Source organism: Telmatospirillum siberiense (assembly GCF_002845745.1).
Taxonomy (GTDB): domain Bacteria; phylum Pseudomonadota; class Alphaproteobacteria; order Rhodospirillales; family Magnetospirillaceae; genus Telmatospirillum; species Telmatospirillum siberiense.
Genome location: NZ_PIUM01000024.1, coordinates 55,783 through 80,383, shown reverse-complemented (window position 1 = coordinate 80,383; position 24,601 = coordinate 55,783). Strand labels below are relative to the sequence as shown.

The 24,601-nt window shown below is 61.1% G+C and carries 25 protein-coding genes, 1 tRNA gene and 1 pseudogene; 12 read left to right on the top strand and 15 right to left on the bottom strand.

All coding sequences use genetic code 11. The annotated features are described in order from the left end of the window. Nucleotides 1-15 precede the first annotated feature (15 nt). From glpX to CWS72_RS27900, 9 genes and pseudogenes are all read left to right on the top strand, one after another. A complete protein-coding gene (gene glpX, locus CWS72_RS18690; protein ID WP_199175790.1) occupies nucleotides 16-1,011 on the top strand; it encodes a class II fructose-bisphosphatase in 996 nt (331 codons plus the stop codon). A 41-nt stretch (nucleotides 1,012-1,052) separates the two neighbouring features. Next, nucleotides 1,053-2,852, top strand: coding sequence for a single-stranded-DNA-specific exonuclease RecJ (recJ, locus tag CWS72_RS18685; protein WP_101252174.1), 1,800 nt, complete (start codon nucleotides 1,053-1,055; stop codon nucleotides 2,850-2,852). 157 nt (nucleotides 2,853-3,009) lie between these two features. Next, nucleotides 3,010-3,085 (top strand) — tRNA-Glu (locus CWS72_RS18680). Between the two features lie 270 nt (nucleotides 3,086-3,355). After that, complete coding sequence (locus CWS72_RS18675) at nucleotides 3,356-3,589, top strand: type II toxin-antitoxin system ParD family antitoxin (protein ID WP_241911804.1); 234 nt, start codon at nucleotides 3,356-3,358, stop codon at nucleotides 3,587-3,589. A 407-nt stretch (nucleotides 3,590-3,996) separates the two neighbouring features. Next, a complete protein-coding gene (locus CWS72_RS18670) occupies nucleotides 3,997-4,284 on the top strand; it encodes a ribbon-helix-helix domain-containing protein (protein WP_101252146.1) in 288 nt (95 codons plus the stop codon). Further along, nucleotides 4,254-4,490 (top strand): annotated as a pseudogene (locus tag CWS72_RS28830) (type II toxin-antitoxin system RelE/ParE family toxin); the annotation flags it as partial. The gene CWS72_RS18670 and the pseudogene CWS72_RS28830, both read left to right, overlap by 31 nt. 46 nt (nucleotides 4,491-4,536) lie before the next feature. Continuing rightward, entirely contained in the window at nucleotides 4,537-4,767 is a 231-nt protein-coding gene (locus CWS72_RS18660; protein WP_199175788.1) for a ribbon-helix-helix domain-containing protein, read from the top strand. After that, nucleotides 4,764-4,940 (top strand): hypothetical protein, encoded by a 177-nt coding sequence (locus CWS72_RS28125; RefSeq protein WP_199175786.1) that lies wholly within the window; start codon nucleotides 4,764-4,766, stop codon nucleotides 4,938-4,940. The genes CWS72_RS18660 and CWS72_RS28125 overlap by 4 nt, the downstream gene beginning before the upstream one ends. A 335-nt stretch (nucleotides 4,941-5,275) precedes the next feature. After that, nucleotides 5,276-5,434, top strand: a complete 159-nt coding sequence (locus CWS72_RS27900; RefSeq protein WP_158240722.1) for a hypothetical protein — start codon at nucleotides 5,276-5,278, stop codon at nucleotides 5,432-5,434. On the opposite strand, the gene CWS72_RS18655 is transcribed toward CWS72_RS27900, so the two are convergent. Beyond that, nucleotides 5,431-5,649 (bottom strand): hypothetical protein, encoded by a 219-nt coding sequence (locus tag CWS72_RS18655; protein WP_101252145.1) that lies wholly within the window; start codon nucleotides 5,647-5,649, stop codon nucleotides 5,431-5,433. The genes CWS72_RS27900 and CWS72_RS18655 overlap by 4 nt on opposite strands. A gap of 138 nt (nucleotides 5,650-5,787) precedes the next feature. Here CWS72_RS18655 and CWS72_RS18650 point away from each other — a divergent pair, with 138 nt between their 5' ends. After that, entirely contained in the window at nucleotides 5,788-6,693 is a 906-nt protein-coding gene (locus tag CWS72_RS18650; protein ID WP_101252144.1) for a LysR family transcriptional regulator, read from the top strand. 294 nt (nucleotides 6,694-6,987) lie between these two features. Continuing rightward, complete coding sequence (locus CWS72_RS18645) at nucleotides 6,988-8,391, top strand: SLC13 family permease (protein WP_101252143.1); 1,404 nt, start codon at nucleotides 6,988-6,990, stop codon at nucleotides 8,389-8,391. A gap of 2 nt (nucleotides 8,392-8,393) precedes the next feature. Here the strand turns inward: CWS72_RS18645 and CWS72_RS18640 are convergent, their stop codons facing one another. The 12 genes from CWS72_RS18640 to CWS72_RS18585 all read right to left on the bottom strand — a co-directional run bounded on the left by CWS72_RS18640 (nucleotide 8,394) and on the right by CWS72_RS18585 (nucleotide 20,261). Continuing rightward, a complete protein-coding gene (locus CWS72_RS18640) occupies nucleotides 8,394-9,398 on the bottom strand; it encodes a CBS domain-containing protein (protein ID WP_158240721.1) in 1,005 nt (334 codons plus the stop codon). Nucleotides 9,399-9,749: 351 nt separating this feature from the next. Beyond that, entirely contained in the window at nucleotides 9,750-10,811 is a 1,062-nt protein-coding gene (locus CWS72_RS18635) for an OmpA family protein (protein WP_101252141.1), read from the bottom strand. A gap of 148 nt (nucleotides 10,812-10,959) precedes the next feature. Next, nucleotides 10,960-12,726, bottom strand: coding sequence for a sensor domain-containing protein (locus CWS72_RS18630; protein WP_101252140.1), 1,767 nt, complete (start codon nucleotides 12,724-12,726; stop codon nucleotides 10,960-10,962). A 212-nt stretch (nucleotides 12,727-12,938) separates the two neighbouring features. Further along, nucleotides 12,939-13,523 carry a PqiC family protein gene (locus CWS72_RS18625; RefSeq protein WP_101252139.1) on the bottom strand — a complete coding sequence of 195 codons (585 nt, stop codon included), beginning with the start codon at nucleotides 13,521-13,523 and terminating at the stop codon, nucleotides 12,939-12,941. Beyond that, on the bottom strand, nucleotides 13,520-14,440 hold the full coding sequence (locus CWS72_RS18620; protein ID WP_158240720.1) for an MlaD family protein: 921 nt from the start codon (nucleotides 14,438-14,440) through the stop codon (nucleotides 13,520-13,522). The genes CWS72_RS18625 and CWS72_RS18620 overlap by 4 nt, the downstream gene beginning before the upstream one ends. Then, the gene (locus CWS72_RS18615; RefSeq protein WP_101252137.1) at nucleotides 14,427-15,230 is read right to left on the bottom strand and encodes an ABC transporter ATP-binding protein; all 804 of its coding nucleotides are present in this window, start codon (nucleotides 15,228-15,230) and stop codon (nucleotides 14,427-14,429) included. Before CWS72_RS18615 ends, CWS72_RS18620 begins: the two co-directional genes overlap by 14 nt. Nucleotides 15,231-15,232: 2 nt before the next feature. Continuing rightward, nucleotides 15,233-16,402, bottom strand: coding sequence for an ABC transporter permease (locus tag CWS72_RS18610; RefSeq protein WP_101252136.1), 1,170 nt, complete (start codon nucleotides 16,400-16,402; stop codon nucleotides 15,233-15,235). A 274-nt stretch (nucleotides 16,403-16,676) separates the two neighbouring features. After that, nucleotides 16,677-17,147, bottom strand: coding sequence for an OmpA family protein (locus CWS72_RS18605; protein WP_101252135.1), 471 nt, complete (start codon nucleotides 17,145-17,147; stop codon nucleotides 16,677-16,679). A gap of 44 nt (nucleotides 17,148-17,191) precedes the next feature. After that, nucleotides 17,192-17,434, bottom strand: coding sequence for a YMGG-like glycine zipper-containing protein (locus CWS72_RS18600; protein WP_101252134.1), 243 nt, complete (start codon nucleotides 17,432-17,434; stop codon nucleotides 17,192-17,194). 49 nt (nucleotides 17,435-17,483) lie between these two features. Beyond that, the gene (locus tag CWS72_RS18595; RefSeq protein ID WP_101252133.1) at nucleotides 17,484-17,642 is read right to left on the bottom strand and encodes a DUF3309 family protein; all 159 of its coding nucleotides are present in this window, start codon (nucleotides 17,640-17,642) and stop codon (nucleotides 17,484-17,486) included. 224 nt (nucleotides 17,643-17,866) lie between these two features. Continuing rightward, on the bottom strand, nucleotides 17,867-18,646 hold the full coding sequence (locus tag CWS72_RS18590; RefSeq protein ID WP_199175784.1) for a PRC-barrel domain-containing protein: 780 nt from the start codon (nucleotides 18,644-18,646) through the stop codon (nucleotides 17,867-17,869). A 382-nt stretch (nucleotides 18,647-19,028) separates the two neighbouring features. Beyond that, nucleotides 19,029-20,261 carry an acetate/propionate family kinase gene (locus CWS72_RS18585; protein WP_101252132.1) on the bottom strand — a complete coding sequence of 411 codons (1,233 nt, stop codon included), beginning with the start codon at nucleotides 20,259-20,261 and terminating at the stop codon, nucleotides 19,029-19,031. A gap of 385 nt (nucleotides 20,262-20,646) precedes the next feature. Here CWS72_RS18585 and CWS72_RS18580 point away from each other — a divergent pair, with 385 nt between their 5' ends. After that, entirely contained in the window at nucleotides 20,647-20,844 is a 198-nt protein-coding gene (locus tag CWS72_RS18580; protein ID WP_101252131.1) for a hypothetical protein, read from the top strand. Between the two features lie 634 nt (nucleotides 20,845-21,478). On the opposite strand, the gene CWS72_RS18575 is transcribed toward CWS72_RS18580, so the two are convergent. Both CWS72_RS18575 and CWS72_RS18570 read right to left on the bottom strand, forming a co-directional pair. Further along, nucleotides 21,479-23,362: a potassium transporter Kup gene (locus CWS72_RS18575; protein ID WP_101252130.1), complete on the bottom strand. Its 1,884-nt coding sequence runs from the start codon at nucleotides 23,360-23,362 to the stop codon at nucleotides 21,479-21,481. A 33-nt stretch (nucleotides 23,363-23,395) separates the two neighbouring features. Beyond that, on the bottom strand, nucleotides 23,396-24,601 hold the full coding sequence (locus CWS72_RS18570; protein WP_101252129.1) for an SAM-dependent methyltransferase: 1,206 nt from the start codon (nucleotides 24,599-24,601) through the stop codon (nucleotides 23,396-23,398).

Genomic DNA, 24,601 nt, shown 5'->3' with positions numbered 1-24,601 from the left:
TAGGGGGACGTCTTCATGTCGGATGCATCGAGCGTCGCCGTCATCGATCGCAATCTTGCCCTTGAGGCGGTGCGCGTAACCGAGGCCGCGGCTCTGGCCGCGTCGCGGGAGGTGGGGCGCGGCGACGAGCGCTCGGCCGACGAGGCGGCGATGAAGGCCATGCGGGCGGCGCTCAACGTTTTGCAGATCGATGGCACCATCGTCATCGGCGAGGGCGAGGCCGACGAGACCGACATGCTCTATATCGGCGAGAAGGTGGGGTCCGACCGTAGCGGTCCGCCCATCGACATCGCGCTCGATCCCCTGGAAGGGGCGACCATCTGCGCCAAGGGCGGCCAGAACGCCCTGGCTGTGGTGGCGCTGGCCGCCAAGGGCAGCTTCCTCAGTCCTCCGGCGGTCTATATGGAAAAGATCGCCGTCGGACCGAACCTGCCGCCGGGCGTGGTGGATCTGGATGAAAGCCCCGTCGTCAATCTGAGGAACCTGGCCAAGGCCAGGGGGCTCGACGTTTCCGATCTCCTGATCTGTATCCTCGACCGGCCACGTCACGAGGACCTGATCGCCAAGATCAGGGAAGCCGGCGCCCGGGTGATGCTGATCACCGACGGCGACGTCTCCGGCGTCATCGCCACCGCCCAACCGCTCAGCAATGTCGATATGTATATGGGTATCGGAGGGGCCCACGAAGGGGTGTTGGCCGCCGCGGCGCTGGCCTGCGTCGGCGGCCAGATGCAGGGGCGGCTGGTGTTGCGCAGCGAGGATGAGCGGGCCCGCGCCCGTCGGCGCGGCATTACCGATCCGTCGAAAAAATACGCGCTTGAGGACATGGCGAAGGGCGACATCATGTTCGCCGCCACGGGCATCACCGACGGCACCTTGTTGCGGGGCATCAATCGTTTCCGGGGGGGCGCCACCACCCATTCCATCGTCATCCGCGCCAAATCCGGTACCCTGCGCAGCATCGAGGCCCGTCATCGACTGGACCATTTCGGCGAGGTCTTTGGCGAATAGGCATTTGAGCTTTGGCGGACGCGAAGGAAGCCTTTTGGAGCATGGCGGGTGGAAAAGACGAGGTTGTGACGATCGGTGAGGCTTTTCTCGGCGTCGAACGGTCGTTGACCGGCCGGCGCTGGCAGGTCTCGGCCGTCGATGAGCGACAGGCCCTGGCCATGTGCCAGCGCCTCGATCTGCCCGAGGTGGTGGGGCGGGTGCTGGCGGCCCGCCATATCGATCTGGACCAGGCGTCCTCCTTCCTCAATCCGACGCTGCGCGAACTGCTGCCCGATCCCTTTCATCTGCTCGACATGCGCAAGGCCGCCGACCGGTTGGCCGAGGCGGTGCGAGGCGGCGAGACCATCGGTATTTTCGGTGACTACGACGTCGACGGGGCGACCTCGTCGGCGCTGCTGTCGCGGTTTTTCAGCGCCGTCGGAGCCGGGGTCAGGGTCCATATTCCCGATCGCATGACCGAAGGCTATGGCCCCAACGCCCCGGCCCTCTTGGCCATGCGGGCCGAGGGGGTGCGGGTGGTGGCCACCGTCGATTGCGGTATCACCGCCTTTGAAGCCCTGGACAAGGCGGGCGAGGCCGGCCTCGACGTCATCGTCATCGATCATCACGAGGCCGAGGCATCCATGCCCAGGGCCTTCGCCGTGGTCAATCCCAATCGCCTGGACGAGGACAGTCCGCACGGCCATCTGGCCGCCGTTGGGGTCGCCTTCCTGCTGGCCGTCGCCGTGCACAAGACGTTGCGTGAGACTGGCTGGTTCGAGAACGGCCGCCGGCCGCCGGATCTCATGCAATGGCTGGACATCGTCGCCCTGGGCACCATCTGCGATGTGGTGCCGCTGGTCGGCGTCAACCGGGCCCTGGCCGCGCAGGGGCTGAAAGTGATGAGCCGGCGAACCAATCCCGGCATCGCCGCCCTGGCCGACGTCGCCGGGGTGGGGGAGCGGCTCGACGCCTATCACGTCGGCTATATCCTGGGGCCGCGGGTCAATGCCGGCGGCCGGGTGGGGCAGGCCGACCTCGGCGTGCGCCTGCTGACCTCGGACGATCCGGCCGACGCCACCCGTCTGGCCCAATCCCTGGATTCCTATAACAAGGACCGCCAGGAGATCGAGGCCCAGGTGCTGCTGGCCGCCATCGAGCAGGTGGAAAGCTCGGTGCCGGAGGGGCCGCTGGTCGTGGCTTACGGCGAGGGGTGGCATCCCGGGGTGATCGGCATCATCGCCGGTCGCCTGAAGGAACGGTATAACCGGCCGGCCTGCGTGATCGCCATGGATGGGGCGGAGGGCAAGGGGTCGGGCCGTTCGGTGCCCGGGCTCGATCTCGGCTCGGCGATCATCGCGGCGCGCCAGGCCGGGCTTCTGCTGAAGGGGGGCGGGCATGCCATGGCGGCGGGTTTTTCCGTCGCCCGCGACCGGCTTGAGGATTTGCGCCGCTTCCTGGCCGAGCGGCTGACCGCGCAAATGAGTGGGCCGATCCGTCCTGTGCTGCCGCTGGACGGTGCCCTGGACGCCGGCGGCGCCACGCTAGATCTGGTCGAGACCCTGCGGCGCCTGGGCCCCTTCGGGTCCGGCAATGCCGAGCCCCGTTTCGCCATCATCGGCGCCCGCGTGGTGGCGCCCCGCGTCGTCGGCATGGGGCATGTTGCCTGCCAGGTGACGGGGCGCGGCGGCGGACGCCTGAAGGCCATCGCCTTCCGCGCCGCCGATTCGGACCTGGGCCATGCCCTGCTGGCCAACGACGGCACACCGCTTCATCTGGCCGGCACCCTGCGTATCGACAATTGGCAGGGCAACACCAATGTCCAGCTTTTCATCGAGGATGCCGCCCCGCTGATGGGCTAGGAAGGCCCCAAAAAGCCCCTTCCGCCGATGATCGGCCGGCACTCCGGCGCTTCATCGAAAACGGACGACTCCTCCTTCGGCAAATTTATGAATTTGCATGCCAAAAAGCCGTTGCTTTTAAGCGCGAGCAAGGCTATCTAGTCGGTCCCTCCGGTACGTCCCCATCGTCTAGAGGCCTAGGACATCGCCCTTTCACGGCGGTAACACGAGTTCGAATCTCGTTGGGGACGCCAAACTTTCCAAGCACTTATGAGTGATTTACTCCCGCAAGCGAAAATGCGGGACAGAATGCGGGACAATCGGCCTCCGCATTAATCCCCGTTGACGCCTCGATTCCAACATGCGAATCCGTTCCAGTGACAAGGGAGAGGTGTCATGGGTAGCATCGTCGGGCGGACAGGGGGCGAAGCTGAAACCTTCATAAGAAACTTTATGATTTTTGCTTATTTCGGGTAGCCTTGGCGATGATAGGAGGTGCCCATGCCAACCATGACCCAGACCCGATGAAGGACTGGATTGAGGCCCAAATTCAACAAGGAGACTACGTCAGCGTCAGCGATTATGTCCGCCACCTCGTGAGGCGTGACCGCGATCGCCGCGAACAGGAACTGACAATGGGCCAACTCCGCGAAAAACTAGCCGCGTCCCATGACAGCGGCGTAAGTACGCGGACCGTTGATGAGATATTCGCCCAGGCCCAAGACATGGCCAAGGCGCGTGGGCTGATGAATGGGTGAGTATCGACTTACGAAAGACGCGGATGCTGACTTGCTGAAGATGTTCCTTTACGGCTTTGAGACATTTGGCCTGGCCCAGGCGGAATAGTACCGGATTGGCATGATCCGGTGCTTTGAGTTTCTCCCCGGCATCATTCACGAGCGCAGCATGCCCAGCCCCCGGAATCAGTGGTGGCAGACGGGGGGCCTTCTCGGCCATAGCGACAGTCTAAATTGTTTGCAGACGGAGAAGGGCAGGACCCTTCGCCCGGTCATGAATTGACAATTGGTTGGGTCATCCGCTAGCGATCTGGGACGTCGTGACCTGCTCCCCGAAAATTCCTCCAGAATTTGGTAGAAACTTGCGTTCGTGGAAACGCACCATAAGTATGATAAAGTATGCAGATAAATTTTTTGCGGAGGCCGCCATGGCCGAAATCGAGCGTCTGACCATCACCCTGCCGTCCGAGATGGCGACCATCGTAAAGAGTGCCGTCGAGGGAGGCGATTATGCTTCCTCAAGCGAGGTCGTGCGCGAAGCCTTGCGGGATTGGAAGATGAAGCGGGCGCTGCAACTGCAGGAATTGGCCTCTCTGCAGGCCGACATCAATAAGGGTTTGACAGACCTGGCCGATGGGCGAGTGAAGGATTTCGACGCGAACCGCATCGTTGAGCGGGGGAAAAAATTATTAGCGTCCCGCTCGCCCTCCGTTTAACCGAGACGGCGGAAGCCGACCTTGCCGAACTCTGGGCCTATATTGCCTTCGAAGCTTCCGAACCGATTGCGACGCGTTTTACCGAGGGGATCGAGTCTGCCTTCGAACCCTTGCTGCGCTTTCCGCAGTCAGGTACGGCGCGGGAGCAACTCGCGCCCGGTCTACGGGTGACGTTCCACGGCGCTTATGCGATCTACTATACGCCGAGACCTGAGGCGCCAGTACCCGAACTCGTCATAGTTCGTGTGCTGCATGGCGGGCGCGACATCGCCGCTTTGGTCGATCGCGGCGGGGGAATATGCCACGGAAAGCGAAGTGATCCGCGATGGATTGCGTGTCTTGCTGGCCCGCGACCGCGCCGTCGAGAGCTGGCTGAAAGATCAGGTGGGGCCAGCTTACGATGCGCTCGCCGATCCCTCCCGCGCGGTGACCATCGATCAGGTGCGCGCGAGGCTGGCTGCGGAACAACGAAAAGGATCATGACCGCCACCGTCGTTTTTACTCCCGAGGCCGAGGAACAATTGGTGGCGCTCTATCGCGCCATCGCAGCGTCGTCGCCGGCAATCGCCTATGGCGTGATGGCCGACAAGATATCGATCATTGGCGTCTTTCACGGTGGCCAGGACTACGAGGCGGCCTTGCAGACGGAAGAATAGAGGGAACGGGCGGCCGGGGCTTGGGTGACGGGGCGGGTGCGAGAGAGAGAGAGAGAGAGAGAGAGAGTTTTCCGCCAACCCGTCACGGCAGAGAAACCGTGACCCATATGGAGATTTTGGATGCTGCCCGCGATCATTCCGGCTGCGACCAATGTCGATGCGAGCCAGGGCGGTCGAGACGGGCGCGTGTGAGTATGCGTTGCTATCGATACGCCATCATCCATCCAACGGAATCAACGCCGTCCAGTGCGCTTCTTCATCACGCTCGGCATGCCACTCTTTCAAACACTTGGCGTTCGCTAGCAAGCCCCCGTGGGGGGGCTGGACCTTCGCCCTTGGTCGGCAAAAGCATGATGGCCTGTGTGCTGGAGGTCTTCGAGTTGGTGGCCTGGGCCATCGAAAAGAGAGGTCACGTCCATCTGGTCCACCACACCCGCGAGGTCGGCGCCCAGGGAAACGAGGTTCCCGGGATCGAGGACATCATCGGTCTCTAATCGGGGCGGAATTCCCACGGGCGAGTCTTCTGCCGCCCCGTCCGGTTCTGCTCGTCCGCGGTCGCGGCGAGGAAATTTCGAAGATTTTCAATGATCCCGCCGTCCCGAGCCGCGAGCATCTGGATGAATGAGATCAACAGGTCGGCCTGCTCTCGTTCGTCCCATGTCTGCGCGTCCGCTTGCCGGCGCAACTCCCACCTGGCCGAGGTTCCCATTTCTTGCGTCTCCTGTTCCGCGTCACGGATCCTCGCGTGGCGCTACCAGGGACAGTGTCGGCCAGGAGCCGACTGTTTGTGAAATGCAAATATCGAGCCTATTATGTCGTGTAATGAAATAATGATGGTCCAGGGCCGATGAACGTGGAACTGCTCGATCTCAAATCGTTCGTGACGGTGGCCGACCTCGGCAGCTTTGTCCGCGCGGCCGAATTGCTGAACCTGTCCCAGCCCGCGTTGAGCCGCAGAATCCGGAGGCTGGAGGAGACTCTCGGCGCCCGCCTGTTTGAGCGCACGACGCGGCATGTGGCCCTCACCGCGGTCGGGCGGGATTTTCTGCCGAAGGCACGCAGACTGGTGGAGGAGTTCGAATCCTCAGTCCTGGCCATCCGCGACCTGGGGAGGCGAACCTCTGGATTGGTCACAGTCGCCGCCGTGCCCAGCGTGGCCTTCCGCTTCCTCCCGAAGACCGTCGCGCGGTTCAGCGAAGCCTATCCTCGCATCCGTATCCGCATCCTCGATATAGGTGCGAACGAGGGATTGGAGGCGGTCGCCCGCGGAGAGGCCGATTTCGGCATCAATTACATTGGGGCTGCGGATGCCGCATTCGACTTTACCGCCCTGCTGGAGGATCCATTCGTCCTTGCCTGCCGGCACGACCATAGGCTGGCGGCACGCCAGCGGGTCCGATGGGATGAACTGGACGGAGAGCGTCTGATTGTGATCGGACAAACAAGCAGCAATCGCAGGTTAATCGACAACGCCTTGGGGCAGCGGGGCATGCGGTTGGACTGGACCTACGAGGTCATGCATTTGTCGGGCATGCTGGGACTGGTCGAGGCGGGGCTGGGGATCGCGGTGCTCCCCTCGGTTGCGGCACCGCCCGCCGCCCAGTCGATCATCCACACGGTCGATATCGTCGCGCCGCGGGTGTCACGCACCATCGGCATCGTGCAACGCCACGATCCCCCTGTTTCTCCCGTCGCCGGCCGCCTTCTCGCGATGCTGCTCGAGGACTGGCAGGCGCCGCGCTCGACGGGATAACGGCAACGCTGACGCGGGCGGCCCGTCGAGAGCAACTTGCGGCCGCTTCGCAACCCGACAGCCATGGCCGACGATTTGGCACGCACAAAACCATAAGTTTTTTATTTGTGACGGTTGAAGCATCCCGGCATCGGCGCAGAATGGTCGCGATCCTGTCGCATGGCCGGTCCATGCCCGCGCCGTCGCGACCAAAGGGGGGATCGTCGCGCTACCCGTCTCTCGGTTGAACCGGAGAATGCCTGTTCCGGTGCGCACCTGAAAGGGCGGGGCGCTCGAACAGGAAAGATCGGGGAAATGGAAAAAAGAAAACTATTCGCGCTGATCGCCGCTTTCGCGGCGCTTGGCGCCATCTTGTGGCTGACGCCGTCGACGCCGGGGTTGAGCGCCGCCGGCAAGGCCTCGCTGGGTGTCGCCGTGTTCGCCATCATCGTCTGGGTGACCCAGGCGCTCGATGACGCGTTCAGCGGCATCCTGATCGTTTTCCTGCTGGCGGCCCTGGGGGCGGTGCCGCTCAACGGAGCGTTCGGGGGTTATGCCAACACCGCCCTGTGGCTGATCGTCATCGGTTTCATCATGGCCGGCTGCATGGAAAAATCCGGCCTGTCGCGCCGCATCGCCCTGACCCTGGTGGATCTGGCTGGGGGCGGCGCCTGGCGCATCTATTGGGCGGTGGCCCTGGTGATGGCGGTGATGACCTTCCTGGTGCCGTCGATCACCGCGCGGACGCTTCTGATGCTGCCGATCATCCTGGGGATCGGCCAGGCCTTTCGGGCCAGGCCGGGCGAGAGCAACATCATGAAGGCCCTGATGTTCATCGTCGCCATGAGCGGCACGATGATGAGCGCCGGCGTTCTGACCGCCCATGTCGGCAACCCGATCACCGCCGGGCTGATCGAGGCGGCGGTGAAGAAGCCGGTGTCCTGGTCCCACTGGCTGTGGGTCGGCGGCCCGCCGGCCTTCGTCCTGGCCTTCCTGTCGGTTTACCTCATCGGACGGATGTGGCCGCCGGAAGTGGAGAACCTGGGGCAGGGGAAGGATTTCATCAAAAGCGAGCTGAAGGCCATGGGGCCATTTACGGCCAGCGAGACCTATACCCTGGTGGTCTTCCTGCTGACGCTGGCGCTGTGGGCGACGGATGCCTTTCATAAGATCAACGTCGTCATCGTCGGCCTGGCGTCGATCATTCTGCTGCTGTGGCCGGTCCGGGGAATCATGACCTGGAAGGAGGCTCAGACCCGCGTGCCGTGGAACGTGTTCGTGCTCTACGGCGCCGGTCTTTCCATGGGCACCGCCCTGGCCACCTCGGGGGCGGCGAACTGGATGGCCCACACCATGCTGGGACCGATCACCGATTTTTCCGTGGTGACGCAGATCATCGTCATGATCTGGCTGGTCACCGCGCTTCAGGTGCTGTTCACCGGCGGCGGTCCGAAAACCACGGCATTGACACCCATCGTCATCGCCCATGCGGTCGCCATCGGCGCCGATCCCATGGCGTTCGCCCTCATCCTCGGGGTGAATATGCAGCACCAGTATCTGCTGCCGGTCACCAACATGCCCAATGCCGTCGCCATGGGCAGCGGGTACGTCACCGCGCGCGAGATGATGAAGACAGGCGGGGTGATGAGCGTCCTGGCCGCCCTGTTCATGAGCGTGGTGGCTTTGACCTATTGGACCTGGCTCGGCTTGACGGGATGACCCTATCCGCCCCACACCAGGGTTAGCCCGATGTCCCCCGGAATTCCGCCGGGGAAGTCAAGAACCTGGGCGCTCAGGCGAAAGCCGGTGGGTTGCAGATCCCGTTCCCAAAGATGATAAAGTTCGGCCGCTTCGCCCCGCAGGGTTTCCGGCCAGTCGGGGAGCGGGGCATTGATGGCGCGGCCTCCGTCGCTGCACAGGTCGCAAGGAAAGCGCAGCAGCAGGAGTTCCTTTTGTCCCGCCGTGGCGGCCGTCTGGGCTTTGCGCAGGATGCTCTGCCAGGTTTCGTCGTCGATGTGATGATCCGTCAGATCCTGGATCAACGCCTTGCGCTGTTCGACGCCCGCCTGCTTGTCCGTCGCATGCTGCGTCGCCTTCTGCTGGTCGAACTCCTCGACCAGGGCGCTGAAGGCGCCAGCCGTCACCGTCGGTTTGTCGCTTTTTTCCGTGTCGACGGCGGCGGGCGATGGCGGGGGCTGGCTGAAATGGTCTTCCAGGGTGACGATCGCTTCCGCCAAAATCCCCTCGTGAGGTGGCGTGGGGGTCGGTTTTGCATGCTCTTGCGCCATCTGGCGAACCAGATCGGCCCGGCTGACGATGCCCACCATCAGGCCATCGCGGACCACGGGAAGCCGCTTGATCCGATAGTCGACGAGCAGCCGGGCGATATGGGAAAGATCGGCGGTTTCCGGGATGGTCATCACCGGAGCGGACATGACCTCATGGGCGGTGCGTTCGGGATGTTCGAGATTGGCGAGGAATTCCGGGCTTAAGGGCTCGCCCTCGGCAAGTTGCGTCAGCCACCGTTCACGTCCGGCCTTCTGACCGCCGTCGCCGGTGGGCGCAATCAGGTCTTTCTCGGTGACCATGCCGATGGGGTGGTTTTCGCCGTCGACGACGGGAACGCCACTGATGCCGTTCTCCACCAGAATTTTGGCGATCTGGCGCAGCGTCATGTCGGGGGTTACCGACAGGACCTTATCAATCATCACATCGTGGGCGATCATTTGGGGCATTCCTCTCCGCGACTGTAGGGCTTCACCATAGGCGCTGGCGGGTACCGCCCGTGAGGCTCGGAATCTACGTATCGCTCCGTGGCCTCCGCAGCGTCGGGAAAGAAAGGGGGACTGGACGCCGCCCGAAATCGATGCGGTGGGGGAATTGAGAAGAAACCGCAGGCAGGGGGAAAGTCCTGCTTGCGGTTTCTTCTTTTCCGAAAAGGCCTCGATGGGCTTTAACCAGCTCTTGGTGATCGGTTCCGATCACCAAGCCCTCAATCGCCGGGCGGGATACATCCGTATCCCTAGGCTTCGCGCCAACGATGGCGCGGGCCCTCATCGAGACTTGGTATTAGTGGCTTATGGAAGAACGATCCGGACACGGCGGTTCTGTGGCTCGCGGACGCCGTCGGCGGTCGGGACCAATTGCTCGCCCTTGCCCTTGCCCGTTACCGAGATTTCCCGGTCGGGGATGCCAAGCCTGACCAAAGCCGCCTTCACGGAATTGGCGCGGCGCAGCGACAGGGCCAGATTATATTTCTCCGACCCCATGGAGTCGGTGTAGCCGGTCAGCTCGATGCTGGTGGAGGCGCCCGCTTTCACGGCATTCGCCGCCTGGTCGATGGTTCTGCCGGCCTCGGGCGTGATATCGGATTTGTCGAAATCAAAGAACACCAGATAGTTTTTGGTGATCGGTGCCGCTTGAACCGTCTTCGGGGCCGGGGCCGGGGTCTGCGCGGCTACGGGTCTTGGCGTATATGCCGCGGCGGGTTTCGGGGGCTCGCCAAGTTTGTAGGTGAAGCCGACCAGAACGGCATGGGAGGTATATTCTGCCTTCGATCGGCCGTTGCCGTAAGACGGATCCTCATGCAGCCCGGCATTGAGGGTGCGGAGGTAGCGGTAATCGGTTTTCAGAGACCAATGGTCGTCGAGGCGATAGGACGCGCCGACGATGCCCTGATAGCCGAAGACGATGCGGTCGTCGTCGGAGAAGGTCGTGTTGTTGACCCGGATTCTGTCGGCACTCACATCGACGACGCCGGCGCCGGCGCCGATGAAGGGCGTGATGGGCGTTTCCGTGGCGATGTCATAATAGACGTTGGCCATCGCGGAACTGGCGTCCAGGGAACCCTTTCCATTGGCGTTGTTGAAGGGTTGCTTGACCTTGTCGACGCCGTTGGCGCGCCAGCCGAGTTCGGCTTCGACCCTTACCGGCCCGAAGCCATAACCGACCTGGCCGAGGACGGCGTAGCCGAGGTCATGGTTTTCCTTCCAGGTCTTGGCGCCGTCCCTGAACTTGATCGTCGGGGCGATGGCGGCCCCGGCCTCCGCGCCGAAATACAGGCCTTCGGTTTGGGCCTGTGCCGCGGAGGCAATGCCGGCAATCAAGCCGGCAGAGAGTATCCCCACAAAAATACGCATAATTTTAGTTTCCTTCGTTGGGAAGTTTGTGATGAGGACGTTTTTATACTTAATTGATTAGCGTATTAATGAGATATATTTTGTTAAGTGGTTGAATGTTATTAGACAATAGCGGGTAATTTTTCGTATCGACAGTATCGGAAACTACTCAGAGCCTCTCGCGGCCGATGGCCGAGATCGCGAATTCATTTGCTGGAATCGCGTGGCCGAATAGATATCCTTGATAAGAACGGCAGCCCAGATCGGCGAAGAAAAGCCGTTGCGCCTCCGTTTCGATCCCTTCGGCGATGACCGCCAGATCCAAGCCTTGGCCCAGCGCGACGATGGCGCGGGCGATCGTCGCGTCCTTGGAATCGGTGAGGACGTGCTGGACAAAGGATTTGTCGATTTTCAACTGGCTGAGGGGGAGGTGCTTCAAATAGGAGAGCGATGAATAGCCGATGCCGAAATCATCCAGGGAGAAACGCAAGCCCGCCGCTTTCAATTCGTTCATTTTGGCGATGATCGCCGGCACATTGTTCGCGAATATGCTTTCGGTCAGCTCCAGCTTGAGTTTCTTCGGATCGGCCCCCGTGCGCTCCAGAACGGCCAATACATTCGCGACGAAATCCGATTGGAGGAATTGACGGGCGCTGACATTGACCGCCAGCGTGAGATGGGCCAATTCCGGTTGCCGCGCCCAGGCGGCCATTTGGATGCAGGCGGTTTCCAGCACCCAATTTCCCAGAGGCAGGATCTGGCCTATTTCTTCGGCCAGGGGAATGAATTCGGAAGGGGAGACCAAGCCGCGCTTGGGGTGCCGCCAACGAATGAGAGCTTCGGCGCCGACCAGGCGGCCGTCGTCCATCTGGGGCTGGAAATGAAGGACAAACTGATCTTTCTTGATTCCTTGGCGGAGTTCTGTTTCCAAAGCGGCACGAGCCTTGACGGCGGTCTGCACGTTCGGGTCGAAAAAGCATAAGGTGTCGCGTCCGTCCGCCTTGGCCTGATACATGGCGATGTCCGCCTGTTTCAGTAATTCGTCAGTGGTGTTTTTATTGTCTCCGAACAAGGTTGCGCCAATGCTTGCCGTTCTGTTGTGTTCAAGCGAGGCGAGGACGTAAGGCCGGTTCAGGGTGGAGAGAATTTTTTTGCCAATCATTTTGACCTGGGTGGCGGCGTCCTGGGGGTGATCGCTCAGATCGTTGAGCACGACCACGAACTCGTCACCGCCGAGACGGGCCACGGTGTCGCCTTCACGCATGCGGGTGGTGAGACGATGCGCCACCTTTTGCAACAGCAGGTCGCCTATGTGGTGGCCGAGAGTGTCATTCAGCGTCTTGAAATCATCCAGGTCGATGAACAGCAGCGCTCCCTTGCGCCCGGTGCGGGTGCAGGAAACGAGGGCTTGTCGCAATCGATCGAGGAGGAGGCTGCGGTTGGGCAGGCCTGTCAGCGAATCAAAGAAGGCGAGAAGTTCGATCTTTTTTTCCGCCGATTTGCGCTCTGAAATATCGCGTATATTGCACTGAATTACTTTTTTTCCATCGCATTCATAAGAATTGCTTATGAACTCGACATCAGCGTTTTGGCCGTTTTTTTTCTTGAGCGGAAGATCTTCGTATCGGACATATCCCATTGTCTGTACTGCCGAGAACATTTCCTTGCTTTCCGCGATGTCGGCGAACGATCCCACTTCCCAAAGCTTTTTTCCCAGGAACTCGCCATGCGAGTAGCCCAGCATCTCGATCAGATAGGGGTTGACGTCTTCGATCTGGGCCGTGTCGGCATTCAAAAGCAAAATCCCGTCGCGGGCGGTTTCAAAAAGCCGCCGGTAGCGGTTTTCGGATCTTCGCAACAAATCGCGGGCGCGTTTTCCTGGTGCCCCAGGGGAATATGCCGGCGCGGAAGTGGGGGGATTCTGCGGTTGAGGCATCGAACCTACCTTGTGCGACTGGCTTGGCCCTCTTCGGGGGTGTCTCTCCAGACCGCCCAACCCGATCGGCGGGAGGGACGGTGCCGCAGGAGCGGGGTTTTTTGGAAACGTTTGCTTATTGCGGAGTATTGCTTCCGAAACCCTATCAGAGGTTATTCTGTTCAGGAGAGGTTCGGAAAATACTCAGGCGGACGAAAAGTTGAATCATCCAGCTATTCAAGGTTTGCCGACCTGGTGATTTCCGTGGCGAGTTGATCGACGGCCAGAGACATGGCCGCGGCGATCGCCGGGTCGTCGATCGACTTGGCGGCCTGGCTGAATGTGCCATGTTCACTTGTCGACCAGCCTTTCCCGTCGCCTGTCGTGATCCGCCATCGCGCCGCGATCAGGCAACGGCCGTCGACGTCGATATCGAAGTTTTCGATGTCGACGAAGATGCGGTATTTCGGTTCGGGGGTGACTGCGGTCGAAATCACCGTTCTCGGCAGTTGCCTGGAAAGGGAGGATGCCAGGGCGTGGGTAAGGCCCTGCGAAAGCCGTTCTCCCCAGCGTCCCTCCGGGCTTGGGGTGAGTTCGTTCGCACCCGTGCGCCTTAGAATGTCGGTCGAATCGAGATAGTCCGGAACCGAGACGGTCTTCAGCGCGATAACGGGAAGACCGCTTTCCGAGGTGACGCCGATCGTCGGGGTGGCCGGGCCGCCAAGCACATAGGTTCGCAAGGACGAACCGGAGCCGCAGCAGGTGAGCAATATCGCGAGCGTCGTCGCGGCCGGGCCGCGCCAATATCGACGGGTCAATGGCTGGTCCTTCCGCTCAGAAGGGCGCTCGGGTCCCTTTCGATTTCATGGGTGAATCCGCGAAGGGAACTGGCGCTTGCGGCCAGATCGCGGATGGTCGCGTGAAGATCGCTTTGGATCTGGGAGTTCGGCGCCGTCATTTCCTTCATGGACGTCACCCAGGACTCGGTATTTCGCACCGTCCGATCGGATGACGCCAGGACGCGAGCCAGTTGATCGCCGTTGACCGTCACTTGCCGAGTTGTCGCGACCGCCAATTGGTCGATGTTTTCCAAGGTGACGCGGGCGGCATCCGAGCTTTGCCTGATGCTGTCGGTCAACGGCCCGATCTGGCGGGGAAGTTCGTCGGCCACCCGCTGGATGGAGGCCAGAGCCTTCCGCGCATTTTCGGCGATCTCCTTCAACGGAAGCTCGCTGAATTCACCTTCAAGGGTCTGCAGTCTCGATGGAATGGAAGGGATTTCTCGGCGGCTCTGGTCACCACCGAGGGTGGTCGCGGCGATACCCGGCTGGAGGTCGAGGTCGACGCGAAGCTGCCCCGTGACCAGGCTTTGCATATCGAGTTGCGCCCGCAGACCAGCCTTCAGCAAACGATCGAGGCCCGCCTCGGCTCCTTCGCCGATGGCGTTCTTCAGGGAGATCTGCGCCGGATTCAGATCCAGGTAAACCGGAATGCGGGCCGTCAGATCCGCCATGTTGAGCGTCACCGCGATCTTCGTGACCATGCCCACCCGAACGCCTCGAAAGGTTACCGGCGCGCCGACGTCGAGGTTCGCCACCGACCCCTGGAAATAGACGACGGCATGCACGGTCGGACTGAACAGGCGCATCCCGCCGAAGAGCAGAATGGCGGCGACGCCGAGCGCCAGGCCGCTCAGGATGAAGCCTCCGACGACGGCGGGGTTAGCGGATGTCATGATCGTCTCCCCCACCGTTCCGATCATCCGGTGGTCGTTCGCGGTTCATGAAGGCATGCACGGTCGGGTTGTCGCATTCGTCGCGCAATTTACGGGGCGCGCCATGGGCGATGGCCGTTTTTGTCGCGGCATCGAGGAAGATGCCGTCGTCGCAGATATCGAAAAGGCTGGGTAACTCGTGGCTGACCATGACGACGGTGGTGCCGAATCCGTCGCGTAATTCCCTGATCAGGTCGTCGAGACGCTTGGCCGCGATGGGATCGAGTCCCGCCGAGGGTTCGTCGAAGAACAGGATTTTCGGATCAAGCGCCAGCGCCCGGGCCAGACCCGCCCGCTTGCGCATGCCGCCGCTGAGATCGGCGGGCATGACGTTTCCGGCGGCGCCAAGTCCGACCAGAAACAGCTTTATCCGTACAAGGGCGATGATCGAGGCGTCGTCCAGGGTGGTCAGCATCCTCATCGGCAAGGCGACATTCTCGGCCACCGTCATCGAACTCCACAGCGCGCCGCTTTGAAACAAGACGCCGAAGCCTTGGCCGATCTCGGCGCGGCGCTCGTCGCTCGCCGCCCAATAATCCTCGGTGCCGACGTGGATCACGCCGGCGCTTGGACGGAGAAGGCCGATCATCGCCTTGAGCAGGCTGCTTTTGCCGCATCCACTTCCGCCCATGATGGCGAAGATCGAGCCCGTCTCGATCTTGAACGAAAGATCGTGCTGAACGATCACCTCGCCGAATCCGATGGAGAGGCCCTCCACATCGAGTTTCGATCCAAGGGACGGAGTGTTCATGTTCAAATCCCCAAGGCGTTGGCGCAGATGGCGAAAATCGCATCCAGCACGATGACCCCGACGATGCTGGCGACCACCGCCGTCGTTGCGGCCTGGCCGACATCGGCGGCACTGCGTCCGGCCCGCAATCCGACGCGGCATCCGGCAATGGCGATCAGCCCGCCAAAGGTCAGGCTTTTCGCCAGGCCAAGGCCGAACTGGCTGCCGGAGATCGCCGAGCGTGTTTCCTCGATGAAGGACATCGGGGAAAGATTCAGCGTGGCGACGGCCACCACGAACCCGCCGAAGATGCCCACCGCGCAGCCGTAGAGGTAAAGGATCGGCATCATTCCGGTGAGCGCCAGGATTCGCGGCAGGACGAGGTAGTCGAACAGGGGAATGCCGACGGCGCGCAGCGCGTCGATTTCCTCGCTGCCCTGCATCGTCGCGATCGTCGCGGCATAGGCGCCGCCGCTGCGGCCGGACATGATGATGGCGGTCATCAATGCGGCCATCTCGCGGACCACGGCGATACCGACCAGGCTCGCCACATAGATATCCGCCCCGAAACGGCGCAGTTGGACGGCGCCGACGAAGGCCAGGATGCCGCCCACCAGGACATTGACCACCGTGACGATCGGCAGCGCGGCGGCCCCGGCGTCGCGCATGCAACTCAAAAGGTCGGTGCCGCGCATCAGGGAACGGCCTCTTATCGCCGCTCCGCCTCGAAGGCAGGCCGCGCCGACCAGCGCCGCCACCTCGGCCGCCTCGGCCGTAAAGCCCAGTCCGCGGAGTCCCGTGCGGACGAGGAGGGATTTTCCTTTCGCTCGCGTCGCCGGCGGGATGGTTCCCGACGCCAGGGCGAGCAATCGCCGGGCCGAGGCGGGAAGGCCTTCCTCGTCGAGAGCGATGCCACCCGTCCGCGCCGCATCGCGGAGCGAGGATAGAAAGGCGATCAGGGCGCTGTCCCATTGCCCCAGGCCCGAGCCCTCGAAAGCGATGGTATGCGCGCCGGTTGAGAGAATCCGCGGGACCGCGTCGGCTTCCAGGCCACTGATGCGGGCGATCCAATCGCCGGAGAGCGTAATCGTGGCGTGGTCGCCGTCGACTTCGGCGACCCAGCCACGGCCCTGGAGAGCGGGGGGCGGATTCTCATCTCTCGAAGTTTGTCGTTTTATCAGTGCTTTAATCATTGTGGGTCGGCCCTGGATAAAACGAGTGGCACCGGCGTTACCGCCCATAGGCGCTAGGATAAACCCTCGCCCGCTTTAGCGGCCGGGTGAGGGGGACTTAGCGTCCGCGCGACATAAATTTGTTTCTGCGCACATTTTCCGCGCTTGACGCGCGTAAGACCCCTCACCCCACTCGCTTCGCTCGCCCCCTCTCCCGCAAAGCGGGCGAGGGGATATTTTTCTGACCCTAGCGCTTATGAGCAGGGACGCCGGTGCCACCGAAGGCGTATTTCTCCTAATGAGCGAGCTTGATCACCGTGATGTCGACGACCCGATTGCGAGTGTCGGCTTCGCCGTTGGCCGTTGCCACCTCTTGCTTGGCCTCTCCGGTCCAACTCGTGTCGATCAGGGTGGAAGGCACTCCGGCGGTGATGAGCGCGTCGCGGACTTGATCGGCGCGTCTCTGCGACAAAGCCATGTTGTCGGTGGGAGAGCCGACGCGATCCGTCTTGCCGATCACCGTCACGCGCGTCGCGTCATTGTTGAGGACGACGGTGGCGACGTTGGTGACGATCATCTGTCCCCTCTTGTTGATGTCGATCTTATTGGTGTCGAAGTAAATCTGATACCAGGCGCCAGCCAGTTCCGGGCCGTTTTCCGCGGAATATTGCGGCGGCGGGGGAGAGGCTTGTTCCACGCATCCCGCAATCACGGAAAGGGCAAGGGTGGTGCCTAGTATTTTCAGGATCTTCGCGGACTGAAACATTATGATCTCCAGTGTTTGCCGTTCTCGCCGTGGGCGTGAACGGATTACCGCCAAACCGGCCGGCCGAGATTGACTTGGTGTGAATTGGTTATCGCCCCGGTGCCGGCGCCGACTGCTCCGCCGATCAACGCGCCTTCGAGGGGCGCGCCGAACATCAGCCCCCCCACCGCGCCCACGCCCGCGCCGATGCCGGCGCCGCTCAAGGCGCGGTCGCCGGTGCTGTGACCGCATGCGGTGAGCGCCAAGAGCGAGGCTAAAAAGATGGCTGCCAAAGTGATTCGTCTCATGATTCGTCTCCAAATGGGGTGAACGCCATCTCCAGGCCTTGCCCGATGCTTATAGCCGTCCGCTGACCAGCAAAACGACGACGATGACGAGAATGACACCCAGTCCGCTGCTCGGGTAATAACCCCAGGTCACGCTGTGCGGCCATGTCGGCAGGGCGCCGACCAGCGCAAGAACGATGATGATCACGAAGATTGTGCCGATGCTCATGGTGCGCTCTCCCGCATGTCGTGAGCGCCCTTATCGCAGCCGGAGGCCCTCGTTCTGCGTGCTTGATCTCGAACGATAGGAGGTGTCCGGGATGGGCGGTAGCCTCGGAAACTACCCAGCGCAAGTCCGTCGCGCCGTCTCATCGGCGGGTGGCGGACGGGACCTGCGTTCGGATGGGTTGGTGATCCGAGCGGTGCTGGATACAAGCCTGCGCAGTGTCAATCTTAACGCAGGTTTGTATTAGATTGATCGGATGGCTGACTGGCATTGTAGTAATGATGAAAGTTATTTTCGTAGATTCGATTGACATTTGTCGATGAATCATAGGACGGGCTATCTTTGACCCTTTGACGGTCGACGTTGAGAGTCACCAGTTTCGATGTCCAGTCGATGTTTTTTACCGACCTTGGCGAGATCAGGACCTTCTTTCCGGGCCACCAGTTCTTTGTGTCGACGACGAGATAATGGATGCTCCAATCGTCCTCCTGCACAAGGAAGTCCTCGACGTGACCGATTTCCCCGTCCGCGGCCTGGATATGGTTGCCGGTGACGGCTTCGATGCTGCGGAGATGCGGATCATTATGGCTTTGCTGCGCATCGCTGATATCGTCGTCGCTTCCATCCAGCCCCGGGAAGGGCGGTCCCACCAGATCACCGTAGCCGCCGAGGTAAAAATCAGCTCCCCAGTAGGGGCTCCATCCGTAGTAGTCGTAAATGTTTATCTCAGCCTGCCGTGACACCGGTTTGTCCGTGTCGATATCCGGACTGTCCTTGATTTGCTGTCTGGTCAGTCGAACGGAGAATTCCTGCTTTTTCTGATTGATGTGGCCCAAGACGGAGGCCGGCAAAAGGACCGTCCGACCGGAGAGCCAATTGCCTGTGTCGACGACCAGCCAACGAACCAGCCAGTTCATGTCGTCGAAGAGAAAGTCCTTCACGGTTCCAATCCGGCCATCACTGGCCTCAATGGCATAGCCATCGATCGCGGATGTGTTCCTTAACATCGCAGGCTCCTTAATTCAGGTTATGTCTGCCTCGATATCCGGCGGCAGACCTCGGCGGGAAGGTTCTGGGATCCCAATCGGGATGGCGTAGAGCGTTGAGGAAAACATGGCGTTGCACGTTTCAGCACGAAGGCAACAGACTCTCGATCGAGGCGGCGCTCCAGATGTTCGTTTCGGCCGCTGCCGCTCCGCCGGGGCGGATCGGTCAGGCTTGCGTTCGGAATGCTTCTAGAGAATATCGAACGATGAACTGTCCGCGCAGGATCGGAAACTACCTACTCGAACATGTCATTTAAAATGACATGTTCGAGTAGGTAGTTTGTGATGCCTTCGGTTCCGGCTTCGGCCAAGCTAAAGAGCCTCTCTGGCTTAGTGGCATCTTTCATTTAAGATGAAACGCGCCACTACTCTGACTTGTTATCTTAGAGGCATTATCGTCGTGCATGACAAGAGCCTGCGTATGTTGTGCGATCATCAGTTCTTCGTCGGTGGGAACGACCCAGACCGATACCCTGCTGTCCGGGGTGGAAATGCGTGGTCCGTTGGCCGCGTTCGCCTGCTCGTCCAGCGTGACGCCGAGCCATGCCAATTTGTCGCAGAGCGCCGCGCGTACCGGGGCGGAGTGCTCGCCGATGCCGGCCGTGAAGACGAAGGCATCCAATCCGCCGAGCACGGCCGTGTAGGCGCCGGTATATTTCGTCATCGCATGGACGAAATGTTCGACCGCCGCGACAGCCCGTGAATCGGCGCTTTCCTGCAAGACCCGCATGTCACCGCTGATACCCGACAGGCCGAGCAAGCCCGCGCGATGATAGAGCATTTCCTCGAGCGATTTGCCGTCGAACAGTTTGCGGCGCAGCAGGTAAAGCAGGGCGCCCGGCGGCACATCGCCCGAGCGCGTCGCCATCGGAAGGCCGGACAGGGCGGCGAAGCCCATCGTCGTTTCGACGCTCCGTCCGTCCAGCATGGCGCACATGCTGGAACCGCCGCCGAGATGCGCGACGATCACCCGCCGCGCCTGGGGAACGATATGCGGCAATTGCCGAGCGATGTAGTCGTAGGAGATACCGTGATAACCCCAGTGACGGACGCCGGCGTCGCGCACGTCCTTCGGAAGCGCATAGGTTTTCGCCACCTCCGGCATCGTCTTGTGAAACGAGCTGTCGAAGCAGGCGATCTGCGGCAGGCCCGGGAAAGTTTCGGCAAGTGCCCGGGCACCCAGCACATTGAAGGTTTGATGCGACGGCTCCACCTCGGCCAGCGATTCCAGGTAATCCAGCATGTCGGCGTCGATCCGCGCCGGCACCTCGAAGCGGGAGCCGCCGAGCAGGATGCGATGACCGGCGGCAACCACCTTCATGGCGGAGACATTGCTTTCCAGCCAGGTGATGACGAAGCGCAACGCTTCCTTATGGTCGATCGCATGACCGGTGCCCCAATCATGCTGATCCAACGACTTGCCGATGGGGTTTCGGGCGGAGAAATGCGGAGCGTCCTGCATGCTGTCGATCTGACCGCGGCAGAGCAGGGGGGGCGAACCGGCCGCGCTCATTCCATAAGCGCCGAATTTCAAACTGGTGGATCCGGCATTGATCGCAATAATGGCGTCGGTCATCGGAGCGTCACTCCATGCGGTCGGGCAGGATGGCGGCGGGGTCTCGGGCCTGCAAGACGCGTTCGACCGATGCCTTGTCGCCTTGTCTGATTTCGTCGAACGTTTTGTTCTGGAGGAACGTCATGACGATATCTCCACGAGTTTTCAGCGCGCCATGGAGGGTGCTGTCGGTCGCGCGTCAGCGGCAGACTCGGAAACTACTCAGGCCTTTCGCATCGTATCGGTCGCGTAGATTCCGAGCCTTTTTTTCTTCATGCGCCGAAGCCTAGGGTGCGGTTCTCGGATCGAGACGGGTGATGCTCACGCGCACGCTCAAAAGGCGACGTCAATGCCCGCAGGGCGGACTCGAAAGAAGAATCCAACTTCACAATGAAAGAGCCATGTTATGCCACAGACCAGCCATACGAAGGCCGCCGACGCTCATGAGGCCGCGGTCAAGATGCATCGGTCCGCCGCCGATGAGCACGCCAAGGGCGATCACAAAGCCGGCCTTGAACACGCGGAAAAGGCGGTAAAGCTTTCCAAGGAAGCGCAGGAGCGCGGCACGGGCGCGCACGCCAAGAGCAAGTCGGCGGCGCACTGAACGGTAAGAGGCCGTCCAGATTGAGGTGCAGGAAGCGGTGATCTGAACAGATCACCGCTTCTCCTTAATTTAAGGGTTTCGATTGCTCAAACGCCGCTCACGTAAGAGGGGCAAAAGGGCGGGCACGCAGGTGCAGCAAAACTCGAAATCGTCATGCCCGGCCTTGAGCCACGGCTGTCCGGCACAGTTTGTGCGTCGCCTCTATTTGAGTGGTGAGCACAACCCAAAACCGTCATTGCCGGGCTTAACCCGGCAATCCATGATTGCAGGGGACCGACCGACGTCATTGGAAGCGGCACGTGGATGCCCGGATCAGGTCCGGGCATGACGACTTATAGCTGAGCAGAAGCGCATAAATTTTCCCATATGTTGAGAGCAAAATCCGTGCCGGACAGCCGTGGCCTTGAGCCGGGTATCCACGCCGTGCAACCTCTCAGGCTTGAACGGTTTAAAAAAATCATGTTATTTCAATAGACTGACCTCAATGGAAGCGCCTGTGCCATCCCCCGGCGTGGACAGCCGTGGGACAAGCCCGGCCATGACGAAACTGATAATTGCTGCACCTGCGTGCCCGGGGTTTTGCCCCTCTTACCCGCTCAGGCTAACGAGCGCGATTCAATCTATACGCAACGCGCTAAATCGAAATTCTTCGTCCGATTTCGACGACCTGATCGCTCGGCAGGCTGAGAAAGTCGCTGACATGAACCGCGTTGCGCTCCAGAACGGTGAAGAGGGCGACTTGCCATCCCGGCAGCCCTCCGCCGTCGTTCCGGCCCACCAGGGTCTCATGTCCGACGTAATAGGTGACGTCTTCGAGATCGACCGCGTAGCCCCGGGACGCGCTGGCGCGCAAAAGATTGGGAATATCGGGTCTCTCCATGAATCCATAACGGGCATCCGCCCGCCAGAAATTCGGCGCGATCTCCCGAACGGCGATCCGCTCGGAGCCGGCAACCCAGGGAACCGGCAGGCTTTCGACGCGCAATACGAATAATTTCTCATGCAGGGCGCGGTTATGCCTGACGTGCCAGGCCATCAACGGGGGCGTGTCTTGCGTCGTCCGGGTCAGGAACACGGCGGTACCGGGGACTCGCGGAATGCCGTCTGCGAGAATTTTTGCGAGGAAGACGGGAATTGGGGTCAAGGATTCTTGTGCCTGGGCCGTGACGGCCACGGCGCCGCGATGCCAGATCCACATCACGGCATAGACGGCAACCGCCAAAAGCAGCGGCACATATCCTCCCTCCGTCACTTTGGTAAGGTTGGCGAGGAAGAACGCGCCATCGATGATCAGGAAAAATGCCGCGACGGTTCCCGCCGCGATCGGAGGCCAGCCCCAGATCTCGCGCATGGCGATGAAAAGCAGGGCCGACGTGATCAGCATCGTCAGAGAGACGGCGATACCGTAGGCGGCCGCCAAATTGTCGGATTTGGCAAAGCCGATCGTGAGGCCGATCGTCACGAACATCAGCAGGTAATTGACCACGCCGACATAGATCTGGCCGAAGCCCTCCGATGAGGTTTGCTTAATCCGCAACCTTGGAAGCCAGCCCAGCAGAATGGCCTGCCGGGTCATGGAAAATGCCCCGGTAATGATTGACTGGCTGGCGATGATCGTCGCCATTGTGGCGAGAACCACCAGCGGTATCAGCAGCGGTTGAGGGCATAGGCTGTAAAAGATGTTGCCGTCCGGTGGCGCGCCGTCGAGGACGATGGCGGCTTGTCCCGCGTAATTCAGGATCAGGCACGGAAACACGATGGCAAGCCAGGCGAGCCGGATCGGTCGTTTTCCGAAATGGCCCATATCGGCATAAAGGGCCTCGGCTCCCGTGACGCATAGAAAGACGCCGCCAAGGATCAAAAAGCCTGAAATTCCATTGGAGAGGAGATAGCGCAGCCCGTAACGCGGGTCGAGTGCGGCGATCACCACGGGATGTTGCACGATCCCGGCAATCCCCATGAGAGCCATGGTCATGAACCAGACGAACATCACCGGGCCGAAAGCGTGCCCGATCCGCGCCGTGCCCTGAGACTGGATGGCGAAGAGCGCCAGCAAGATCGCCACGGCCGTCGGCACGATGTATGGCTGAACGGCGGGGGTTACGATGGTGAGCCCCTCCAGTGCCGAAAGAACCGAGATCGCCGGCGTGATCGCCCCGTCTCCGTAGATCAGCGCCGCCCCGAAGAGACCGATGGCCACCACGCCTCGCCGTCGTCTTTTTTTTACCCCCAGCAACGACATGAGCGCCAGAATGCCGCCTTCACCGTCGTTGTCGACGCGCATGGCGAAGGAGATATATTTAACCGTGGTAATGACGAAGAGGGTCCAGATAACGAGCGAAAGGGCTCCCAGAATGACGCTTCCGTCAGGCGTCTCCGGCGTCATGCCGAGAATGGTTTTGAAGGTGTAGAGAGGGCTTGTTCCGATATCTCCAAACACGATTCCGAGTGCGGTCAGACATTGGATCGGCAGGTGTTTCCTCGGAGATTTATTTTCCGCTGTACCAATTGACGCCATTCGAACGCGTACTCCACTGGATGCTCCCGGCCGTCAGCACCGTTCGCGGGCGGTGATGTAGTCGCGGGTCCGCGGAATGTCGGCATGGTTCTTCGCCATTTGCATCTGGAAGACCATCAAACCCTGATGACGGAAGGCGGTTTCGGCGCCGGCCAGATAGAATTCCCACATACGGCAGAAGCGTTCGTCATAAATTTTGGCGGCGCTGGCGCGATTCTTGGCGAAGCGTTCGGCCCAGTGATGCAGGGTCTCCGCGTAATGCGGAAACAGCAATTCGATATCGGTGACGAGGAGACCTGCGCGTTCCACCTTGGGCAGCACCTCGGACAGCGCCGGGCTATAGCCGCCGGGGAAAATATATTTGCGGATCCAGGCGTTGGTGACGCCCGGCCCGGCGGAACGTCCGATGGCGTGCAGGAGAGCCACGCCGTTGTCGGTCAGCAGATCACGCACATGGTTGAAAAATGTCTGGAAATATCCGACGCCGACATGCTCGAACATTCCCACCGAGACGATGCGGTCGAAGCGTTCGGCAATATCGCGGTAATCGCACAGCCTGAAGTGCACCTTGCCTGTCAGTTGCGCGTCCTCCGCGCGGAGCCGGGCGACCTTGAGCTGTTCTTCGGAAAGGGTGATCCCCGTGACGTCGACGTCATAGTCGCGGGCCATGGACAGCGCCAGGCCGCCCCAGCCGCAGCCGATGTCGAGCACTTTTTGCCCGGGACGGAGCAGCAGCTTGGTCATGATGTGGGTTTTCTTGGCTCTTTGGGCCTCTTCCAGCGACATCCCGGCGGTCGCGAAATAGGCGCAGGAGTACTCCCGGTCACTGTCGAGGAACAGGTCGTAGAGGGCGCCCGACAGATCGTAGTGGCGGGCGACGTTGCGTTTGCTCGACGACACCGGATTCCATTGTTGCAACAGGCGCACCATGGCGAAAGCGTGTTCACCGGGAGAATAGCGCTGGTCCATGCGGTGCAGGTTTTCGCTGACCAGTGCCAGGAAGTCGTAAAGCGTGCCTTCCTCGATGGTCAGCGTGCCATCCATGTAGCTTTCGCCGACGGTCATCGCCGGACGCAGCGGGAGTCTCCAATGTATCGACCGGTCATGCAGACGAATGGTGACCGGAGGAAAAACATCCGTCGGTTCGCCCTGATAGACGTGGATTTTTCCTCCGGCGTCTATGACGGTCAGGCGCCCGTAACTCATCAGTCGATTGAAAAATAAATTGAATAGAAACAT

Bases quoted from the DNA above. Each gene is read 5' to 3' on its own strand.
- glpX (WP_199175790.1), top strand. From the start codon at position 16: ATGTCGGATGCATCGAGCGTCGCCGTCATCGATCGCAATCTTGCCCTT.
- recJ (WP_101252174.1), top strand. From the start codon at position 1,053: ATGGCGGGTGGAAAAGACGAGGTTGTGACGATCGGTGAGGCTTTTCTC.
- CWS72_RS18675 (WP_241911804.1), top strand. From the start codon at position 3,356: ATGAAGGACTGGATTGAGGCCCAAATTCAACAAGGAGACTACGTCAGC.
- CWS72_RS18670 (WP_101252146.1), top strand. From the start codon at position 3,997: ATGGCCGAAATCGAGCGTCTGACCATCACCCTGCCGTCCGAGATGGCG.
- CWS72_RS18660 (WP_199175788.1), top strand. From the start codon at position 4,537: ATGGCGGGCGCGACATCGCCGCTTTGGTCGATCGCGGCGGGGGAATAT.
- CWS72_RS28125 (WP_199175786.1), top strand. From the start codon at position 4,764: ATGACCGCCACCGTCGTTTTTACTCCCGAGGCCGAGGAACAATTGGTG.
- CWS72_RS18655 (WP_101252145.1), bottom strand. From the start codon at position 5,649: ATGGGAACCTCGGCCAGGTGGGAGTTGCGCCGGCAAGCGGACGCGCAG.
- CWS72_RS18650 (WP_101252144.1), top strand. From the start codon at position 5,788: ATGAACGTGGAACTGCTCGATCTCAAATCGTTCGTGACGGTGGCCGAC.
- CWS72_RS18645 (WP_101252143.1), top strand. From the start codon at position 6,988: ATGGAAAAAAGAAAACTATTCGCGCTGATCGCCGCTTTCGCGGCGCTT.
- CWS72_RS18640 (WP_158240721.1), bottom strand. From the start codon at position 9,398: ATGATCGCCCACGATGTGATGATTGATAAGGTCCTGTCGGTAACCCCC.
- CWS72_RS18635 (WP_101252141.1), bottom strand. From the start codon at position 10,811: ATGCGTATTTTTGTGGGGATACTCTCTGCCGGCTTGATTGCCGGCATT.
- CWS72_RS18630 (WP_101252140.1), bottom strand. From the start codon at position 12,726: ATGCCTCAACCGCAGAATCCCCCCACTTCCGCGCCGGCATATTCCCCT.
- CWS72_RS18620 (WP_158240720.1), bottom strand. From the start codon at position 14,440: ATGACATCCGCTAACCCCGCCGTCGTCGGAGGCTTCATCCTGAGCGGC.
- CWS72_RS18615 (WP_101252137.1), bottom strand. From the start codon at position 15,230: ATGAACACTCCGTCCCTTGGATCGAAACTCGATGTGGAGGGCCTCTCC.
- CWS72_RS18610 (WP_101252136.1), bottom strand. From the start codon at position 16,402: ATGATTAAAGCACTGATAAAACGACAAACTTCGAGAGATGAGAATCCG.
- CWS72_RS18605 (WP_101252135.1), bottom strand. From the start codon at position 17,147: ATGTTTCAGTCCGCGAAGATCCTGAAAATACTAGGCACCACCCTTGCC.
- CWS72_RS18600 (WP_101252134.1), bottom strand. From the start codon at position 17,434: ATGAGACGAATCACTTTGGCAGCCATCTTTTTAGCCTCGCTCTTGGCG.
- CWS72_RS18595 (WP_101252133.1), bottom strand. From the start codon at position 17,642: ATGAGCATCGGCACAATCTTCGTGATCATCATCGTTCTTGCGCTGGTC.
- CWS72_RS18590 (WP_199175784.1), bottom strand. From the start codon at position 18,646: ATGTTAAGGAACACATCCGCGATCGATGGCTATGCCATTGAGGCCAGT.
- CWS72_RS18585 (WP_101252132.1), bottom strand. From the start codon at position 20,261: ATGACCGACGCCATTATTGCGATCAATGCCGGATCCACCAGTTTGAAA.
- CWS72_RS18580 (WP_101252131.1), top strand. From the start codon at position 20,647: ATGCCACAGACCAGCCATACGAAGGCCGCCGACGCTCATGAGGCCGCG.
- CWS72_RS18575 (WP_101252130.1), bottom strand. From the start codon at position 23,362: ATGGCGTCAATTGGTACAGCGGAAAATAAATCTCCGAGGAAACACCTG.
- CWS72_RS18570 (WP_101252129.1), bottom strand. From the start codon at position 24,601: ATGTTTCTATTCAATTTATTTTTCAATCGACTGATGAGTTACGGGCGC.